At 72.5% G+C, this 18,958-nt stretch carries 14 protein-coding genes; 5 read left to right on the forward strand and 9 right to left on the reverse strand.

Annotation, left to right across the window (positions count from 1 at the left end; translation table 11 throughout):
- Positions 1-16: 16 nt before the first annotated feature.
- The 3 genes from ABZ354_RS04245 to panB all read right to left on the reverse strand — a co-directional run bounded on the left by ABZ354_RS04245 (position 17) and on the right by panB (position 3,026).
- A complete protein-coding gene (locus ABZ354_RS04245; RefSeq protein ID WP_358652741.1) occupies positions 17-865 on the reverse strand; it encodes an ABC transporter permease in 849 nt (282 codons plus the stop codon).
- A complete protein-coding gene (locus ABZ354_RS04250) occupies positions 862-1,908 on the reverse strand; it encodes an ATP-binding cassette domain-containing protein (RefSeq protein WP_358652743.1) in 1,047 nt (348 codons plus the stop codon). Before ABZ354_RS04250 ends, ABZ354_RS04245 begins: the two co-directional genes overlap by 4 nt.
- 242 nt (positions 1,909-2,150) lie before the next feature.
- Positions 2,151-3,026: a 3-methyl-2-oxobutanoate hydroxymethyltransferase gene (panB, locus tag ABZ354_RS04255; protein WP_358652745.1), complete on the reverse strand. Its 876-nt coding sequence runs from the start codon at positions 3,024-3,026 to the stop codon at positions 2,151-2,153.
- Positions 3,027-3,351: 325 nt separating this feature from the next.
- Here panB and ABZ354_RS04260 point away from each other — a divergent pair, with 325 nt between their 5' ends.
- Together ABZ354_RS04260 and ABZ354_RS04265 are read left to right on the forward strand one after the other, a co-directional pair.
- The gene (locus ABZ354_RS04260; RefSeq protein ID WP_358652747.1) at positions 3,352-4,428 is read left to right on the forward strand and encodes an endonuclease/exonuclease/phosphatase family protein; all 1,077 of its coding nucleotides are present in this window, start codon (positions 3,352-3,354) and stop codon (positions 4,426-4,428) included.
- Between the two features lie 193 nt (positions 4,429-4,621).
- Positions 4,622-5,848, forward strand: a complete 1,227-nt coding sequence (locus tag ABZ354_RS04265) for an MFS transporter (RefSeq protein ID WP_358652749.1) — start codon at positions 4,622-4,624, stop codon at positions 5,846-5,848.
- 81 nt (positions 5,849-5,929) lie between these two features.
- Here the strand turns inward: ABZ354_RS04265 and ABZ354_RS04270 are convergent, their stop codons facing one another.
- The 3 genes from ABZ354_RS04270 to ABZ354_RS04280 form a co-directional block, all read right to left on the reverse strand.
- Positions 5,930-7,723: an NAD+ synthase gene (locus ABZ354_RS04270; RefSeq protein WP_358652751.1), complete on the reverse strand. Its 1,794-nt coding sequence runs from the start codon at positions 7,721-7,723 to the stop codon at positions 5,930-5,932.
- 118 nt (positions 7,724-7,841) lie between these two features.
- On the reverse strand, positions 7,842-8,450 hold the full coding sequence (locus ABZ354_RS04275) for a DUF305 domain-containing protein (protein ID WP_358652753.1): 609 nt from the start codon (positions 8,448-8,450) through the stop codon (positions 7,842-7,844).
- On the reverse strand, positions 8,447-9,142 hold the full coding sequence (locus tag ABZ354_RS04280) for a DUF3105 domain-containing protein (protein WP_358652755.1): 696 nt from the start codon (positions 9,140-9,142) through the stop codon (positions 8,447-8,449). The genes ABZ354_RS04275 and ABZ354_RS04280 overlap by 4 nt, the downstream gene beginning before the upstream one ends.
- Positions 9,143-9,440: 298 nt before the next feature.
- Here ABZ354_RS04280 and glnA point away from each other — a divergent pair, with 298 nt between their 5' ends.
- On the forward strand, positions 9,441-10,802 hold the full coding sequence (gene glnA, locus ABZ354_RS04285) for a type I glutamate--ammonia ligase (RefSeq protein ID WP_358652757.1): 1,362 nt from the start codon (positions 9,441-9,443) through the stop codon (positions 10,800-10,802).
- A 279-nt stretch (positions 10,803-11,081) separates the two neighbouring features.
- Here the strand turns inward: glnA and ABZ354_RS04290 are convergent, their stop codons facing one another.
- Positions 11,082-11,546 carry a VOC family protein gene (locus tag ABZ354_RS04290; protein ID WP_358652759.1) on the reverse strand — a complete coding sequence of 155 codons (465 nt, stop codon included), beginning with the start codon at positions 11,544-11,546 and terminating at the stop codon, positions 11,082-11,084.
- 203 nt (positions 11,547-11,749) lie between these two features.
- Here ABZ354_RS04290 and ABZ354_RS04295 point away from each other — a divergent pair, with 203 nt between their 5' ends.
- Complete coding sequence (locus ABZ354_RS04295; protein WP_358652761.1) at positions 11,750-14,755, forward strand: bifunctional [glutamine synthetase] adenylyltransferase/[glutamine synthetase]-adenylyl-L-tyrosine phosphorylase; 3,006 nt, start codon at positions 11,750-11,752, stop codon at positions 14,753-14,755.
- On the opposite strand, the gene ABZ354_RS04300 is transcribed toward ABZ354_RS04295, so the two are convergent.
- Positions 14,743-15,609 (reverse strand): phosphatase PAP2 family protein, encoded by an 867-nt coding sequence (locus ABZ354_RS04300; RefSeq protein ID WP_358653151.1) that lies wholly within the window; start codon positions 15,607-15,609, stop codon positions 14,743-14,745. The two genes, ABZ354_RS04295 and ABZ354_RS04300, sit on opposite strands and share 13 nt — an antisense overlap.
- A 532-nt stretch (positions 15,610-16,141) precedes the next feature.
- A complete protein-coding gene (locus tag ABZ354_RS04305; RefSeq protein WP_358652763.1) occupies positions 16,142-17,167 on the reverse strand; it encodes a LacI family DNA-binding transcriptional regulator in 1,026 nt (341 codons plus the stop codon).
- 427 nt (positions 17,168-17,594) lie between these two features.
- Here ABZ354_RS04305 and ABZ354_RS04310 point away from each other — a divergent pair, with 427 nt between their 5' ends.
- On the forward strand, positions 17,595-18,863 hold the full coding sequence (locus ABZ354_RS04310; protein ID WP_358652765.1) for an extracellular solute-binding protein: 1,269 nt from the start codon (positions 17,595-17,597) through the stop codon (positions 18,861-18,863).
- Positions 18,864-18,958: the final 95 nt, after the last annotated feature.

Below are 18,958 nucleotides of genomic sequence, written 5' to 3' on the forward strand. Positions count from 1 at the left end.
GTCCGTCCGGGCCGGGTCAGTTCCTGGTGCGGAACTTGTGGATGGCGACGGGCGCCATGACCGCCGTGATGGCCACCGACCAGGCGACCGTGGTCCACAGGTCGTGCGCGACCGGGCCGCCGACCATCAGCCCGCGGGCGGCGTCGGCCAGCGCGGACAGCGGGTTGTACTCGGTGAACGTCTCCAGCCAGCCCGGCATCGACTGCGTCGGCGCGAAGATCGACGAGCCGAACTGCAGGGGCATCAGCACCAGGAAGCCCATGGCCTGCACGGACTGCGCGTTCTTCATGACCACGCCGAGCGTCAGGAACACCCACATCAGGGCCGAGCCGAACAGCACGGACAGGCCCACGGCCGCGAACAGTCCCGGCCAGTGGGTGACGTCGAAGCCCACCAGCACGCCCACGACCATCAGGACGACGGTCGCGAACAGCATGCGGACCATCTCCACCGCGATCTTCGCGAACAGCACGGAGCCGCGCCCGATGGGAAGCGAACGGAACCGGTCCATGACGCCGGTGTTGAAGTCCTGGTTGAAGCCGGTGCCCACGCCCTGGGCCATGTTCATGCCCATCATGGCCATCAGGCCGGGCACGATGTACTGCACGTACTGCTCCTGACCGCCGCCCAGCGACTGCCCGATGGAGCCGCCGAAGACGTACACGAACAGCAGCGTGAAGACGACCGGGAACAGGATCGCGTCGAACATCGACTCCGGGTCCTGCCGGATCCACAGGAGGTTGCGGCGCACGAGCGCGCCGGTGTGCCGCAGATGCGCGCGCAGCGTGATCCGTGCGTCGACGGGACGCAGGCCGGTGACGGCTGTGGTGCCGGTGTCGGGTGTGGTGGCTGTGGTGGTGGTCATGCGGCGGTTTCCTCGCGGTCGTCGGCGGGCACGGCGTCGTCGGGAGCCCCGGCCCGGTGGCCGGTGAGCGCCAGGAACACCTCGTCCAGGCTGGGCAGTTCGGTGGTGATGGAGGCCAGCGTGATGCCCTGCGCGGTGACGGCGCCGACCACGGCGGTCAGCTGTTCGTCACTGAGCACCGGCACCAGGACGGCGCCGCGCTCGGCGTCCACGGCGGTCGTCGCGAGCCCGGTGACCCCCAGGCGGTCGATGGCGGCGGCCAACGGGCGCGTCTGCCCGGGATCGGCCGGCCGGACCCGCAGGGTGCGCCCGCCCACCCTCGCCTTCAGCTCGTCGACACCACCGCGGGCGATGACCCGCCCCCGGTCCACGACGGTCAGCCCGGAGGCGAGCTGTTCCGCCTCCTCCATGTACTGCGTGGTCAGCAGCACGGTGACCCCGTCCCCGACCATGTGCCGCACCTCGCCCCACACCTCGTTACGGGTGCGTGGATCAAGCCCGGTGGTCGGCTCGTCCAGGAACAACACCCTCGGACGTCCGATCATGGAGGCGGCCAGATCGAGCCGCCGCCGCATGCCGCCGGAGTAGGTGGCGGCGGGCCGCCGCGCCGCGTCGGTCAGCGAGAACCGCTCCAGCAACTCGTCGGCCCTGGCACGCGCCTGTCCGCGCGGCAGATCGAGCAGCCGCCCGATGAGATACAGGTTCTCCCAGCCGGGGAGCTTCTCGTCCACGGAGGCGTACTGCCCGGTCAGCCCGATCACCCGCCGCAACTGCCGGGGCTGCCGCAGGACGTCGTACCCGGCCACGGTGGCCCGCCCGCCGTCGGGGGCGAGCAGCGTGGACAGGATCCGCACCAGGGTGGTCTTCCCGGCCCCGTTCGGCCCGAGCACCCCCATCACGGTGCCCTCCCGCACGTCCAGATCCACACCGTCGAGTGCCGTGGTGCTCCCGTAGCGCTTGACCAGCCCCCGCACGGCGACGGCCGTACCGGTGTTTCCCACGTCGATGTCGTCGATGGTGCTGATGTCGTCGGTTCGCGTCATGGCGACGACGGTGCCGGGCGTGGCCGACATGTCGCCGACACCGGGCCGCCGCCGCCGACAGGGGGCCGACAGACGGCCGACACGGGAGCCGCACGCGCCGGAGCGGCGGCAGCCCCCGCCGACGGGGGAAGATCGGCGGGGGCTGCCCGGTGTTACCGCAGTGGCTCGGTGAGCTCGGTGAGCTCGGAGGGCTCGGAGGGCTCGGAGGGCTCCGTGGGGTTCAGGGCCCGCGGGCCCCTCGCTCAGTGGACCGCGTGTTCCTCCGACGGGAACGTTCCGCCCACCACGTCCTCGGCGAACGCCCGTACCGCGCCGCCCATCACCTCGCGCAGATCGGCGTACTGCCTCACGAACTTCGGGACCCGCCCGCCGGTCAGGCCGAGCATGTCGGTCCACACCAGGACCTGCGCGTCCGTCTCCGGGCCCGCGCCGATGCCGACCGTCGGGATGTGCAGCGTCCGCGTCACCTCGGCGGCCAGTTCGGCCGGCACCAGTTCCAGGACGACGGCGAACGCGCCCGCGTCCTGCACGGCCTTCGCGTCTCGCAGCAGCTGCTGCGCGGCCTCCTCGCCGCGGCCCTGCACCCGGTAGCCCATCGCGTGCACCGACTGCGGCGTCAGGCCGATGTGCGCCATCACCGGGATGCCCGCCTCCACCAGCAGCCGGATCTGCTCGTGCGAACGCTCGCCGCCCTCCAGCTTGACCGCGCCGACCCCGGCCTCCTTCACCAGCCGGGTCGCCGAGCGCAGCGCCTGCACCGGGCCCTCCTGGTAGGAGCCGAACGGCAGGTCGCCGACGATCAGGGCGCGCTTGGTGCCGCGGACGACCGCCGCGGACAGCATGGCCATCTGGTCGAGCGTGACGGGCACGGTCGTGTCGTACCCGAGGTGGCAGTTGCCCGCCGAGTCGCCCACCAGCAGGACCGGGATGCCGGCCTCGTCGAAGACGGACGCGGTCAGCGCGTCGTACGCCGTCAGCATGGGCCACTTCTCGCCCCGCTCCTTGGCGTTGGCGAGGTCCCGGACGGTGATGCGGCGGGTGCTCTTGCCTCCGTACAGCGCCTTGCTGCCGTCGGAGGGCCTGGGCTGCGCAGTCTGGGCAGCGGAAAGCTGCGTCATGGCAACGCTCCTCACAAGTCATCTCGAGGCGCCCTGACGGCGTCCCCGGATCCCCTCCATGGTGGCACTTCGGGTCGGTGAGGACCAGTGGCACCCCTGTGACGCGTTCCACCCGGCACGGGAAGTCCGCGGTGCCGACCGTGGCCGAATGTGCGTGTTTCGTCACAGAGTGCACGGGCGGCGGCGCGGTACGGAACTCGCGGCGCGGCCCCGTTCGTCCTCGTGGCCGTACGGCCGTCAGCAGGCGGCGGGGAACGGAGTCGATCATCCCCTAGGGTCGTAACACGGGGGTGACGGTGCGCACGGCAGGCAGTGAGGCGACGGTATGGCGCAGCAGGCACACGTGAGGGACACGGACAACGGCGGCTCTCCTCCCGAGAGCCCGCGATCCGGATTCCGGCGTCTGCTGTCCCGGCCGGGGCCCGGCGGCCGGTGCGACAAGAGCTGGCGCGACAGGGGGACCTGGCGGCGCGGCCTGCTTCTCGCCGCCGTCGCGTTGCTGCTGGCGCTGGTGATGCTGGCCCACGCGCGCATCCCGAACGCGATCGGCAACCTCGGCAGCCTCACGGAGACCTTCCTGCCCTGGCTGGGCCTGCTGGTGCCGGTCCTGCTGGTCCTGGCCGTGCTGCGCCGCTCGGTGACCGCGCTGGTCACGGCGCTCGTACCGGTCGTCGTCTGGCTGACGATGTTCGGCGGGCTCGTCACCGACAAGGCGGACAAGGCGGCGTCCCGCGGTGATCTGACGGTGGCCACGCACAACGTCAACGCCGACAACCCCGACCCGTCCGGCACCGCCCGGGACGTCGCCGCCTCCGGCGCGGACGTGGTGGCCCTGGAGGAGCTCACGACCGCGGCCGTACCGACGTACGAGAAGGCGCTGGCGGCGACGTATCCGCACCACGCCGTGGTAGGCACCGTCGGACTGTGGAGCCGGTACCCGCTGAGCGGCGTGCGCGACGTCGACATCCTGCTCGGCTGGAAGCGCGCGATGCGGGCCACCGTGACCACCCCCGTCGGGCAGGTCGCCGTCTACGTCGCCCACCTGCCCTCGGTCCGCGTGAAGCTGGAGGCAGGTTTCACCGCCCGGCAGCGCGACAAGAGCGCCGACGCCCTCGGCCAGGCCATCGCCGCCGAGCACCTCACCCGGGTCGTCCTGCTCGGCGACCTCAACGGCACCATGAACGACCGTGCCCTGAACGCCGTCACCTCCCAGCTGCGCTCCACGCAGGGCGCGGCGGGCAGCGGCTTCGGGTTCAGCTGGCCGGCGTCGTTCCCGATGGCCCGCATCGACCAGATCATGGTCAAGGGCGTCGAACCGGAGAGTTCCTGGTCGCTTCCGCAGACCGGCAGCGACCACCTGCCCATCGCGGCACGTGTGAGGGTGGACACGACGGCCTCGTGAAAACCCCTGGCCGGCCCCGGACGGACGCCCGGGGGCAACCTCCCGGCAACACGTCGGAATACTGCGCCCGAGAGACTTTGTTCCGTAGGTGAACTTAAGGGCGTCCGGTACTTCCTCCGCGACGTCCCCAACCGCCCGGACGTCCGGATCCCCCGGACACACGGATCTCTCCCGGAAAGGCACAGGCCCCTCCATGCCCCTGGCCCTGCTCGCCCTCGCCGTGGGCGCCTTCGGCATCGGCACCACCGAGTTCGTGATGATGGGCCTGCTGCCCGACGTCGCGGCCGACCTGCGCGTCTCGATACCCGGCGCGGGCCACCTCGTCTCGGCGTACGCGCTGGGCGTCGTCATCGGTGCCCCGCTGCTCGCCGCCGTCACCGCCCGCATGTCCCGCCGTACGGTGCTCATCGCCCTGATGGCGCTGTTCGTGGCCGGCAACGCGCTCTCGGCGTTCGCCCCCGACCACCACTGGCTGCTCGCGGCCCGCTTCGTCAGCGGCCTGCCGCACGGCGCCTTCTTCGGCGTGGGTGCCGTCGTCGCCACCACCATGGTGAGCCCCGACCGCAAGGCCCGCTCAGTCTCCCTGATGTTCCTCGGCCTGACCGTCGCCAACATCGTGGGCGTCCCCGTCGCCACGCTCGTCGGCCAGCACCTCGGCTGGCGCGCCACCTTCCTCGGCGTGAGCGCGATCGGGGTGGCCGCCATCGCCTCCCTGGCCCGGCTCCTCCCGCGCGACCACGAGCACGCCGCCGCCGCGGCCGGACTGCGCGGCGAGCTGGCCGCGCTGCGTTCCCTGCCGGTGTGGCTGGCCCTCGGCACGACGGTCGCGGGCTTCGGCGCGCTGTTCGCCGCGTACAGCTACATCACGCCGATGCTCACGGACTCCGCCGGGTACGCCGCCACCAGTGTGACGCTGCTGCTGGCGCTGTTCGGCGTCGGCGCGACGGCCGGCAACCTGCTGGGCGGCCGGCTCGCCGACCACGCGATGCGCGGCACGCTGTTCGGCGGGCTGACGGCCCTGGTGGTGACGCTGGCGCTGTTCCCCGTGCTGATGGGCACGCCGTGGACCGCCGCGGTCGCCGTCGTGCTGCTCGGCGTCGCGGCCTTCGTCACCGGCTCGCCGCTCCAGCTGGTGGTCATGGAGAAGGCGTCGGCCGCCCCGTCCCTGGCGTCCTCCGCCAACCAGGCCGCGTTCAACCTCGCCAACGCCGGAGGCGCCTGGATCGGCGGCCTCGCCCTGGCGGCGGGTTACGGCGTCACGTCCCCGGCCCTGGCGGGCGCGGGACTGGCCGTCCTGGGCCTGGCCGTGGCGGCGACGGCGTACGCGGTGGACCGCCGCCGCGCGGCCGCGTCGCGCACGGCGAGGGAACGCCTCGTCGCGTCGCACGTGCCGCAGCAGGCGCAGACGCCGGTGCGTTGAGGGGGCCCCAACCACCATGGTGGGGGGAGGGGCGTCCGGCCCGGTCCGGACGCCCCTCCCCGTCTACCGCGATGCCGCGGCTCACGCGCCCGTTTCCCGCCAGCTGTTGGTGATCGGCAGCCTGCGGTCCTTGCCGAAGCCCTTCGGGGAGATCTTGGTGCCCGGCGGGTACTGCCGCCGCTTGTACTCGGCGGTGTCGACCATGCGCAGCGTCTTCGTCACCAGCTCGGCGTCGAACCCGGCGGCGACGATCCGGTCGGCGCCCTCGTCCCGGTCGACGTACCGCGCCAGGATCGCGTCCAGCACGGGGTAGTCGGGCAGGGAGTCGGTGTCGACCTGCCCCGGACGCAGTTCGGCGCTGGGCGGCTTGCTGAGGGTGTGCTCCGGGACGGGCGGGGTCTGCCCCCGCTCGGCGGCTGCCCGGTTGCGCCACTCGGCGAGGCGGAAGACGAGCGTCTTGTACACGTCCTTGATGGGGCCGTACGCCCCCACGGAGTCGCCGTAGAGCGTCGAATAGCCCACCGCCAGCTCGGACTTGTTGCCGGGCGCGAGGACGAGGTGGCCCTCCTGGTTGGATACGGCCATCAGGAGCGTGCCGCGCAGCCGGGACTGCAGGTTCTCCTCCGCGAGTCCGGTCAGGCCCAGGGCGTCCATGTACGCGTCGAACATCGGCTCGATGGACACGGTGCGGAAGTTCAGGCCGGTGCGGCGGGCGAGCTCGGCGGCGTCGTCCCGGGAGTGCGGGGAGGAGTACCTGGACGGCATGGAGATGCCGTACACGTTCTCGGCGCCGAGGGCGTCACAGGCGATGGTGGCCACGAGGGTGGAGTCGATGCCGCCCGACAGGCCGACCAGGACGGAACGGAACCCGTTCTTCTCCACGTAGGCGCGCAGACCCACGACCAGGGCCGAGTACACCTCCTCCTCGTCGCCGAGCCGGGCGGCGCGGGTGACGTGCGCGTCGGCCCCGCCGGTCTTCTCGGCCCCGCCGGCCTTCCCGGGCCCCTCGGCCGGCAGGGGCGTCCCGGGGAGTACGACGCGTTCGATGCGCAGGCCGTCGGCCACGACTCCGGTGGGGGCGTCGGGGGAGGCCGCGGGCAGTTCCAGGTCGAGGACCAGGCATTCCTCGGCGAACTGCGGGGTCCGTGCGAGGACTTCGCCCGTGGCGTCCACGACGAGGGAGTCCCCGTCGAAGACGAGCTCGTCCTGCCCGCCCGTCATGGCCAGGTAGGCGGTGGTGCAGCCGGCCTCCCGGGCGCGGCGGCGGACGAGCTCCAGCCGGGTGTCGTCCTTGTCCCGCTCGTACGGCGAGGCGTTCACGGACAGCAGGAGCCCTGCCCGCGCGGCGCGGGCCGCCGGGACCCGGCCGCCGTCCTGCCAGAGGTCCTCGCAGATGGCGAGGGCCACGTCGACGCCACGCACCCGGACGACCGGCATGGTGTCGCCGGGCACGAAGTGGCGGAACTCGTCGAAGACGCCGTAGTTCGGCAGGTGGTGCTTGGCGAAGGTGAGGACGACGCCGCCGCCGTGCAGCACGGCCGCGGCGTTCTGCGGGGCGCCCGCGGGCTGGCCGTACTTCGGCTGGGCGCTCTCGCAGCGGTCGAGGTAGCCGACGACCACGGGCAGCTCGCCCAGGCCCTCCCCGGCGAGCCGGGCGGCGAGCGCGCGCAGGGCGGCCCGGGACGCCTCCACGAAGGACGACCGCAGGGCCAGGTCCTCCACCGGATACCCGGTCAGCGACATCTCCGGGAACGCCACGAGGTGCGCGCCCCGCTCGGCGCAGCGGCGGGTCCGGCGGACGATGGTCTCGCTGTTCCCGACGAGGTCGCCGACGCGCGAGTCGATCTGATTCAGGGCGAGACGTAGGTGAGGCACATGAGCCAGTGTAATCGTCAGAACGACGTTATGGGGGGAGCCGGGCTGAGCGGCGACCTCGCCCCGCGCCCCCGCACCCCGGCCCCGTCCGCACGCGGCCGGCCCGTCGCCCGGCCGGTCAGGACCGCTCCCGGAGCATGTCCGCCATGAGGCGGATCTCCGACTCCTGTGACTCCACCATGCCCCGGGCCAGGCGTCTCTCCGCGCCGACCGTGCACCTCTCGGCGCATCCCTCGGCCATGTGGACTCCGCCCCTGTGGTGCTCGGTCATCAGACGGAGGTAGTAGACCTCCGCCTGCCGTCCGCGCAGCCCGCCCAGCCGCCTCATCTCGGCGGTGGTCGCCATGCCCGGCATGAGGGAGCCGTCCCCCTTGGACGGCGCCGAGCCCATGCCCATCCAGGTCATCGGCGGGTCGGCCGACACTTTGGGGAGCCCCCACAGGTCCAGCCAGCCCAGCAGCATGCCGCGCTGGTTCGCCTGCGTCTGCGCGATGTCGTACGCGAGTCGCCGCACCTCCACGTCGTCGGTGCCGTCCCGGACCACGTACGACATCTCCACGGCCTGCTGGTGATGGACGGCCATGTCCCGGGCGAAGCCCGCGTCGGCGGACGACGCGGCCGGCGCCCCGACGCCCGGCCCGTCGTCACCGGCGACCGCGAACGTCACCCCGCCGGCGGCGACGAGCACCGCCGAGGCCGCCCCCACGATCCAGCCGGTCCGCCTCACTGCCCCAGCCCGCCCGAGCACGCCGCTCCCGGCTCCGGGGTCTGCTTGCCCTGCACGAACTTCTCGAAGAACGTGCCGACGTTCGGGTCGTCGGCCCCGCTCACCGTCCGCTGGTGGCCCCAGGCCGACAGCATGATCGGGTCCTGCTGGTCCCGCACGGGGCTCATCAGCGAGTACGGGGTCTTCCTGACCTTCGCCGCGAGCGCGTCCACGTCGGCCTTGCCGGCCTTGTCGTTGTACGTCACCCACACGGCGCCGTGCTCCAGCGAGTGCACGGCGTTCATGTTGTTGAGTTCCTTGGTGTAGACGTCGCCGTTGCAGTTCATCCAGACCTGGTTGTGGTCGCCCCCGACGGGCGGCACGGTCGGGTACTCCACGGACTTGGTGACGTGGTTCCGGGACAGCTTGCCCTGCCACGTCTTCACCCCGTCGGCGCCGGTCACGAACTTCCCGGAGCCCTTGGAACCGCCGGAGGCGCTGTCGGACGAACCGGAGTCGGACTGCGACCGCACCAGCAGCGTGCCGCCCACGGCGAGCGCGGCGACGACCACGACGCTCGCGCCGATCAGGAAGACCCGGTTGCGCCGGTCGCGTGTCTGCTCCGCGCGCCGCATCTCCGCTATCCGCGTCTGACGCGCCGGGCCATCGCTGTCGTTGCCGGACTGGCCGGAGCGGTTCTTCGCGGATCCCATGGCGTGTCCTTCGGGGCGGTCGACGGAGGAGGCGAGCTGATCGTACTGGGATGCGAAGCCCACGCGGAGGGTGCCGGACGGGTTCCGTCGTCCTGCCGTTACGCGGGCAGCCGCCAGCAGGCAAGATGGGCGGCAGAGCGGTAACCCGCCGTCCGTCGGGCGTTCAGACCGGAGTCGGCCGCCCGATCACGGTCCGCAACGCGCGTGACATGGTGTCGTGATGGGATGCTCAGGTGCCCGACCGCCTCCCGCGGTACCGGAGACAGGCGGCCTGACCAGCAAGGATGGGAAGCGGAAGATGGACAAGCAGCAGGAGTTCGTGCTCCGTACGTTGGAGGAGCGCGACATCCGTTTCGTACGCCTGTGGTTCACGGACGTCCTGGGCTTCCTCAAGTCGGTCGCCGTCGCCCCCGCCGAACTGGAGCAGGCCTTCGACGAGGGCATCGGCTTCGACGGCTCCGCCATCGAGGGCTTCGCCCGGGTGTACGAGTCCGACATGATCGCCAAGCCGGACCCCTCCACCTTCCAGGTGCTGCCCTGGCGCGCCGAGGCCCCCGGCACCGCCCGCATGTTCTGCGACATCCTCATGCCGGACGGCTCCCCGTCCTTCGCCGACCCGCGCTACGTCCTCAAGCGCGCCCTGGCCCGCGCCTCCGACCAGGGGTTCACCTTCTACACGCACCCCGAGATCGAGTTCTTCCTGCTCAAGGACAAGCCCGTCGACGGCTCCCGCCCGACCCCGGCCGACAACTCCGGCTACTTCGACCACACCCCGCAGAACGTCGGCATGGACTTCCGCCGCCAGGCCATCACCATGCTGGAGTCGATGGGCATCTCGGTGGAGTTCTCCCACCACGAGGGCGCCCCCGGCCAGCAGGAGATCGACCTCCGCTACGCCGACGCGCTCTCGACGGCCGACAACATCATGACGTTCCGCCTGGTCATGAAGCAGGTGGCGCTGGAGCAGGGCGTACAGGCGACGTTCATGCCCAAGCCGTTCTCCGAGCACCCCGGCAGCGGCATGCACACACACCTGTCCCTGTTCGAGGGCGACCGGAACGCCTTCTACGAGTCGGGCGCCGAGTATCAGCTCTCCAAGGTCGGCCGCTCCTTCATCGCGGGCCTGCTCCGGCACGCGGCGGAACTCTCCGCGGTCACGAACCAGTGGGTCAACTCCTACAAGCGCATCTGGGGCGGCACCGAACGCACGGCGGGCGCCGGCGGCGAGGCCCCGTCCTACATCTGCTGGGGCCACAACAACCGCTCGGCACTGGTGCGCGTCCCGATGTACAAGCCCGGCAAGACGGGCTCTGCGCGGGTCGAGGTCCGCTCCCTGGACGCGGGCGCCAACCCGTACCTCTCCTACGCCGTCCTCCTGGCCGCCGGCCTGAAGGGCATCGAGGAGGGCTACGAGCTTCCCCCGGGCGCCGAGGACGACGTGTGGGCGCTGTCCGACGCGGAACGCCGCGCCATGGGCATCGAACCCCTCCCGCAGAACCTCGGCGAGGCCCTGGACCTGATGCAGCGCAGCGACCTGGTCGCCGAAACCCTCGGCGAACACGTCTTCGACTTCTTCCTGCGCAACAAGAAGCAGGAGTGGGAGGAGTACCGCAGCGAGGTCACCGCGTTCGAGCTGAGGAAGAACCTGCCGGTGCTGTAGCCCTCCGGGCCCGCGCGAGCCGGAGCACGGCAAGCCGGCCGGGTCGGCCGGGCACGGTACGGCTGCCGGGTCTTCTGGAGCCCGGTACGACGGCCGGGTGGTTGAGGGTGCGACAGCCGGTTGGCCGGGGCACGGCACGGTCGGCCGGGCCGTCACGCCGACGGCCCCCGCCGACCCCGCCTGCCGCCCCGGCCCCTGCCGCTCCCGGCCCGCCCCTGCCGCCCGCCGCCCTGCCGGGGGCCGCCCCAGGTTGGCCGGCTTCCCGGCCCTTCCGGTCTGCTAGCCGCCGCTCCCGGCCGCGCTGCCCCCGGCCGCCAGGGACGCCAGCAGCTTGTGCAGGGGCTCCGTCGCCCTGCGGCGGTACTCCTGGATCGACCAGCCATTGCCGTCCGGGTCCGAGAAGTACACGAACGTCGCTCCGTCGCTCGGGGCGTACCGGACCGGCTCCGAGACTTCCAGGCCGCGTGCGACCAGCTCCGCGCGTGCCGTCTCGATGTCCGCGACGCACAGCTGGAGGCCCTGGTAGGAGCCGGCGGCCGGGCGCGGGCCGCCGGTCAGCTCCCAGACGCTGTCGCCGAGCGCGATCGAGCAGCCGGAGCCGGGCGGCGTCAGCTGCACGATCCGCAGACCCGGCACGACCTCCTGGTCGATGTCGACGTGGAAGCCGACCTTGTCCCGGTAGAAGTCCCGGGCGCGGTCGATGTCGCTCACCGGCAGCGGGATCACTTCGAGGGTCATGTCCATCGTCCGGCTCCTTCGTCGTGGGACGTCGGCCGATCCGTCCTGGCGTCCGCGGCTGGACGGACCGGCTGCGTCCGGCTGGAGGGATCACCCTCACCGAACCCGAAAATCCCGCCCGCCGCCACCTCGTGGCTGCGCGCCCGCCGCGCCCCGGCCCTGCCGTTAGGCTCGACCCGTACCGCATCGACGCAGGGCAGGAGGCCGGGATGACGGCGCCGGGGCGCAGGAGCAGTACCTTCACGCGGCTGCTGCGGCACGGCTTCACCGATGCCTCCGCCGCCGAGCACCTCCTGGACGGCGTCGAGCTCGCGCCGCTGCGCGACGACCCCGTCCTGCTGGACGCCCTCGGCGCCACCGCCGACCCGGACCTCGCCCTGCAGGGCTTCGTACGACTGCTGGAGGCGCAGCCGGACGCCACCGCGCGCCGTGAGCTGCTCGACACGGTGACGGCCGCCAAGCCGTTGCGCGACCGGCTCCTCGGGGTCCTCGGCGCGTCCGCCGCGCTCGCCGACCACCTGGCCCGGCACGCCGACGACTGGCGGGCGCTCGTGATGTACGAGTCGCGCGACCTGCACCCGGGAGTGGACGAGTTCGAGCGCGGCCTGGCCGGGGCCGGTGATCCCGTCGCGCTGCGCGTCGCCTACCGGCGCTGTCTGCTGTCCATCGCCGCCCGGGACGTGTGCGGCACCATCGACGTCTCCGAGACCGCCGCCGAACTCGCCGACCTCGCCACCGCCACGCTGCGCGCCGCCCTCAGCCTCGCGCGGGCCGCCGCCCCCGAGGACGCGGCGCTGTGCCGGCTCGCGGTGATCGCGATGGGCAAGTGCGGCGGCCGTGAACTGAACTACGTCTCCGACGTCGACGTGATCTTCGTGGGGGAGGCCGTCGACTCCGCCGACGAGGACAAGGCGCTGCGCGCCGCGACCCGGCTCGCCTCGCACCTGATGCGGATCTGCTCCGAGACGACCGTCGAGGGTTCCATCTGGCCCGTGGACGCCAACCTGCGCCCCGAGGGCAGGAACGGCCCGCTCGTGCGCACCCTCAGCAGCCACGTCGCCTACTACCGGCGCTGGGCGAAGACCTGGGAGTTCCAGGCGCTCCTCAAGGCCCGCCCCGTCGCCGGCGACCTCGGCCTCGGCGAGCAGTACGTCGCCGCCCTCGAACCCCTCGTGTGGCAGGCCGCCGAGCGGGAGAACTTCGTCGCCGACGTGCAGAAGATGCGCCGCAGGGTGGTGGAGAACATCCCCGTCGCCGAGGTGGACCGGCAGCTGAAGCTCGGCCCCGGCGGGCTGCGGGACGTCGAGTTCGCCGTGCAGCTCCTCCAGCTCGTGCACGGGCGCGCGGACGCGTCCCTCAGGAGCGGTACGACGCTGTCCGCGCTGAACGCGCTGGCGGCGGGCGGCTACGTGGGCCGTGCCGACGCCGCCCAGCTCGACGCGGCGTACCGCCTGCTGCGCTCCATGGAGCACCGCATCCAGCTGTTCCGGCTGCGCCGCACCCACCTGGTGCCCGAGGACGACGCCGACCTGCGCCGCATCGGACGCTCGCTGGGCCTGCGCACCGACCCGGTCTCCGGCCTGAACCGCGAATGGAAGCGGCACGCGGGCGCCGTACGCCGCCTGCACGAGAAACTGTTCTACCGGCCGCTGCTCGACGCCGTCGCCCAGCTCGCCCCCGGCGAGGCCCGCCTGTCCACCCAGGCCGCCCGGGAACGCCTCGTCGCCCTCGGCTACGCCGACCCCGCCTCCGCGCTGCGCCACCTGGAGGCGCTGGCCTCCGGTGTCAGCCGCAAGGCGGCCATCCAGCGCACGCTGCTGCCGGTGCTGCTGGGCTGGTTCGCGGACTCCGCCGACCCGGACGCCGGCCTGCTGAACTTCCGCAAGGTCTCCGACGCGCTCGGCAGGACGCCCTGGTACCTGCGGCTGCTGCGCGACGAGGGCGCGGCGGCGGAGAACCTCGCGCGCGTGCTGTCGGCCGGGCGGCTCGCCCCCGACCTGCTGATGCGGGCCCCGGAGGCCGTGGCGCTGCTCGGCGACGGCGGCACCGGCGGGCTCGGCGGCCTGGGACCGCGCGGCCGAGCCCACCTGGAGCAGGAGGTCCTCGCGGCGGTCCGGCGGGCGGACGACTCCGCCCAGGGCGTCACGGCGGCGCGCGGCGTGCGGCGCCGTGAGCTGTTCCGCACGGCGGCGGCCGACATCGTGGGCTCCTACGGCACGGAGGCGCAGCCCGTCGAGGCCGACCAGGGCGCCCTCGTGGACCTCGTCGGCGGCGCGGTGTCCGATCTGACGGCGGCGACGCTCGCCGGCACGCTGCGGGCCGTGGTGCGGGGCGGCTGGGGCGACACCCTGCCGACCCGGTTCGCGATCATCGCGATGGGCCGCTTCGGTGGCCACGAGCTGGGTTACGGCTCCGACGCCGATGTGCTGTTCGTGCACGAGCCCCGCGACGGCGTCGGGGAGCGGGAGGCCGCCGACGCCGCCAACAAGGTCGTCTCCGAGATGCGCCGCCTGCTGCAACTGCCCAGCTCGGACCCGCCGCTGCTGATCGACGCCGACCTGCGCCCCGAGGGCAGGTCGGGGCCGCTGGTGCGGACCCTGAAGTCGTACGGGGCGTACTACCGGCGCTGGTCGCTGGTGTGGGAGTCGCACGCGCTGCTGCGGGCCGAGGCGGTCGCCGGGGACGAGGACCTGGGACGCCGGTTCATCGAGCTGGTCGACCCGCTGCGGTACCCGGCCGACGGGCTGGGGGACGAGGCCGTACGGGACATCCGGCGGCTGAAGGCCCGCATGGAGAGGGAGCGGATGCCGCGCGGCGCCGACCCCAAGCTGCACACCAAGCTGGGCCCCGGCGGGCTGTCCGACGTGGAGTGGACCGTGCAGCTCATGCAGTTGCGGCACGGCGCCGAGGTGCCGGGGCTGCGCACCACCCGCACCCGGCGGGCGCTGGCCGCGGCGCACGAGGCCGGGCTGATCACGGTGGACGACGCGGCCACGCTGGACGAGGCGTGGGTGCTGGCGACCCGGGTGCGCAACGCGGTGATGCTGGTGCGGGGCCGGGCCGGCGACACGTTCCCCTCGGAGAGCCGGGAACTGTCCGCGGTGGGCCGTTACCTGGGTTATGGCCCCGGCCACGCGGGCGACATGCTGGACGCGTACCGCCGCACCACCCGCCGGGCCCGCGCGGTCGTGGAGGAGCTGTTCTACGGCACCTGACCGCGCCGTCGCGGTCGCGGGGGCGAGTCCGGCGGGGGCGTTCGCGTCGCCGTCGTCCTCCGCGCACGGGCCCTCGGCACCTCCGGCATCCTCGGCAGCGCGTACGGCGTCGTCCGGTAGCAGAGGGCGGCCAGCGCGAAGCCGAACGCCAGGCACAGCGCGCCGCCCACCGCGTCCAGCCAGAAGTGGTTCGCCGTGGCGACGATCACCACCAGCGTGGCCGCCGGGTAGAGCAGGCCCAGGACGCGCGCCCAGGGGACCGTGGCCAGCGCGAAGATCGTCAGGCCGCACCACAGGGACCAGCCGATGTGCATCGACGGCATCGCGGCGTACTGGTTCGACATGTTCTTCAGATCGCCGGACGCCATGGAACCCCAGGTCTGGTGGACCATGACCGTGTCGACGAAGCGGCCCCCGTCCATCAGGCGGGGCGGCGCGAGCGGGTACAGGTAGTAACCGGCCAGGGCGGCGCCCGTGGTCGAGAACAGCACCAGCCGGGCCGCCGCATAGCGGCCCGGGTGGGCGCGGTACAGCCACACCAGGACGCCCAGCGTCACCACGAAGTGCAGCGTGGCGTAGTAGTAGTTCATACCGACGATCAGCCAGGTCACCGAGTTCGTGGTTTCGTTGACGGACTGCTCGACGGCGAGGCCCAGTTGGTGCTCGAACCGCCAGATCCCGTCGGCGTTGCGCAGTGCCTGGTCCCGCTGCTCGGGGACGGCGTTGCGGATGAGCGAATACGTCCAGTAACTCACCGCGATCAGCAGGGTCTCCAGCCAGAGACGGGGCTGTCGCGGGGCGCGCGGGCGGCGCGGGGCGGCCTGGTCCGCGTCGTCCGCGACGGGGGCCGGAATGGCCCGTTCGCGGCCTTCCAGAGTCGTCACGGTGTCTCACCCATAGGGACAGAGTGTGTCAGACGGGTCCTTCCCGACCGATGATCCTCCGGTCGGTGCCGGGACGCATGTTCTCCGGGGGCCGCTGCCCGGATTCCCGGGGAGGGGCGACGCGGCGGCGGTCCGCCTCACCCGGAGGCCCCCCGCTCCACGCCCGGATGTGTCGGCGGACCTCGCCCGGAGACACCCGCTCCGCGCCCCGCCGTGCCGACGAGGACGCCCGAACGGCCGAGCGGGCGCACGCTGCCGGGCGGGAAGGGCTGGGAGCCGTCGGACGCTCCGGCCGTGCGGGAGACCAGGGCGACCGGCCGCGCCGTCGGCGCGCCGCGGAGGTCGGACCGGGGGCCCGGCGGGCGGACCGCGGGATCAGGCGCCCGGACGGGCCCGCGGCGGACCCGCCGGGCGCGGGCGACGCGGACGGCCCGCCGGCGGACCGCCACCCTCCGCCCGTCCGGGCCGCGCCCCGCGCGTCAGGGGCCGGGGGCGACCGCGGTCACCGGGAGCCGGGGGCCGACGCGGTCGAGCCGCGCACCACCAGTTCCGGCATGAAAACGAACTCGCTGTGCGGGGCGGGCGTACCGCCGATCTCCTCCAGCAGCGTGCGCACCGCGGCCTGGCCCATCGCCGGGACCGGCTTGCGGACCGTCGTCAGGGGCGGGTCGGTGAACGCGATCAGCGGGGAGTCGTCGAAACCGACCACGGATATGTCCTTCGGGACCTCCAGGCCCCGCTGCCGCGCCGCCCTGATCGCGCCGAGCGCCATCATGTCGCTGGCGCAGACCACCGCCGTGCAGTCCCGGTCCATCAGCGCCGCCGCGGCGGCCTGGCCGCCCTCCAGCGTGTACAGCGAGTGCTGCACCAGCTCGGTCTCCACCGTCTGCGCGGCAAGGCCCAGCTGCTCCCGCACCGTACGCACGAAGCCCTCGATCTTGCGCTGCACGGGCACGAAACGCTTGGGGCCCAGGGCCAGCCCGATGCGGGTGTGGCCGAGGGAGGCCAGGTGCGTGACCGCCAGCGCCATCGCCGCGCGGTCGTCGGGGGAGATGAACGGCGCCTGCACCTTCGGGGAGAAGCCGTCCACCAGCACGAACGGCACGCCCTGGGCGCGCAGTCGCTCGTAGCGCTGCATGTCGGCCGTGGTGTCCGCGTGCAGTCCGGAGACGTAGATGATGCCGGCGACGCCGCGGTCCACGAGCATCTCCGTCAGCTCGTCCTCCGTCGACCCGCCGGGGGTCTGCGTGGCCAGCACCGGCGTGTAGCCCTGCCGGGTCAGCGCCTGCCCGATGACCTGGGCCAGGGCGGGGAAGATGGGGTTCTCCAGCTCCGGGGTGATCAGACCGACCAGGCCCTCACTGCGCTGGCGCAGCCGCACCGGGCGTTCGTAGCCGAGGACGTCGAGAGCGGCGAGCACGGACTGGCGGGTGGTGGCGGCGACGCCCGGCTTTCCGTTGAGGACGCGGCTGACGGTCGCTTCGCTCACGCCCGCCTGGGCGGCGATGTCGGCAAGCCGTGTGGTCACAGCACCGGACTGTAGCGGGCGTATGCCGCCCTGCACACCGACCGGACGCCTGGTGCGCGCCGGTGAGCGGCGCCGCGCCGCGGGTTGCTGCGTCATCGCGATCCCTCGTGTCGTGGTCGGCGTCCGGTTCCGCAACGGATGATTCCCCCGGCGGTAACGGATGGCAAGTGCTTGCAGAGTCTTGCACAACCCCTCGCCGGGCCGCCGTACGGCCCGTATACAGGTTGCACGCGGAAGGCGGACAGGTCACGGTGGCATAACTCTCGACAGGCCTTGCACTTTTTTTCTGCAAGGTCTTTCGCGACGATTGCATCGCTGTTACGTTCACGTCGCCCGGCGCGGCGGCAACGACGCAGTCGGCAAGTCGAGCAGGAGCGGCAGACGGGTCCCCCTGCACCACACGGGCTTTCACCCTCAAGGAGATCTCATGCGGCGTGGCATAGCGGCCACCGCGCTGGTGGCGTCCCTCGCCCTCGCGGCGACGGCCTGCGGCGACAGCGACAGCGGCGACAAGGCCGACGGCCCGGTCACCCTCACCTGGTGGGACACGTCCAACGCCACCAACGAGGCGCCGACGTACCAGGCCCTGGTCAAGGAGTTCGAGGCCGCCAACAAGGGCATCAAGGTCAAGTACGTCAACGTGCCCTTCGACCAGGCGCAGAACAAGTTCGACACGGCCGCCGGCTCCAAGGGCGCCCCCGACATCCTGCGCTCCGAGGTCGGCTGGACCCCCGCCTTCGCCAAGAAGGGCTACTTCGCGCCGCTGGACGGCACCGAGGCACTCGCGGACCGGGCCAAGTTCCAGCCCAGCCTGATCGAGCAGGCCACGTACGAGGGCAAGACGTACGGCGTGCCGTTCACCACGGACACCCTCGCCCTCGTCTACAACAAGGCCCTGTTCGAGAAGGCCGGCGTCGAGGCGCCCAAGACCTGGGACGACCTGAAGAAGGCCGCCGCCGCGATCAAGGGCAAGACCGGCGTCGACGGCTACTGGGGCTCCACCCAGGCCTACTACGCGCAGTCGTTCCTCTACGGCGAGGACACCGACACCATCGACGCCGACGCCAAGAAGATCACCGTCGCCTCCCCCGCGGCCAAGAAGGCCTACGGCACCTGGCTGAGCCTGTTCGACGGCAAGGGCCTGCACAAGGCCGACACCACCGCGGACGCCTACGCGCACATCCAGGACGCGTTCGTCAACGGCAAGGTCGCCGCGATCGTCCAGGGCCCGTGGGAGATCACGAACTTTTACAAGGGTTCCGCCTTCAAGGACAAGAAGAACCTCGGCATCGTCCCCGTCCCGGGCGGTTCCAGCGGCAAGGCGGGCGCCCCGACGGGCGGCCACAACCTCGCCGTGTACGCCGGCTCCGACGAGGCGCACCAGAAGGCCGCGATGAAGTTCGTGAACTTCATGACCTCGATGAAGGCGCAGGAGACCATCGCGCTGAAGAACTCCACGCTGCCCACCCGCGAGGACGCCTACAGCGTCAAGGTCGTCGCCGACCCGGGCATCGCCGGCTACCAGGGCGTGCTCTCCGCCGCCCAGCCGCGCCCGGCGCTGCCGGAGTACAGCTCCCTGTGGGGGCCGCTCGACAAGGAGCTGCCGAAGATCGCCGGCGGCAAGGTGTCCCTGGACAAGGGCCTGAGCAACGCGGAGCTCGCCATCGCCAAGCTGGTACCGGACTTCAGCAAGTGATCCGGCCGGCCGCCGGAACCCCCCGCCACGGGACGGGTCCGGCGGCCGTCGGCCTGCCCGGCCACCCCCTCAGTGCCGTATTCAGTGCCGCAGAA

The sequence above is a fragment of the Streptomyces sp. NPDC005925 genome (assembly GCF_040638805.1).
Lineage (GTDB): Bacteria > Actinomycetota > Actinomycetes > Streptomycetales > Streptomycetaceae > Streptomyces.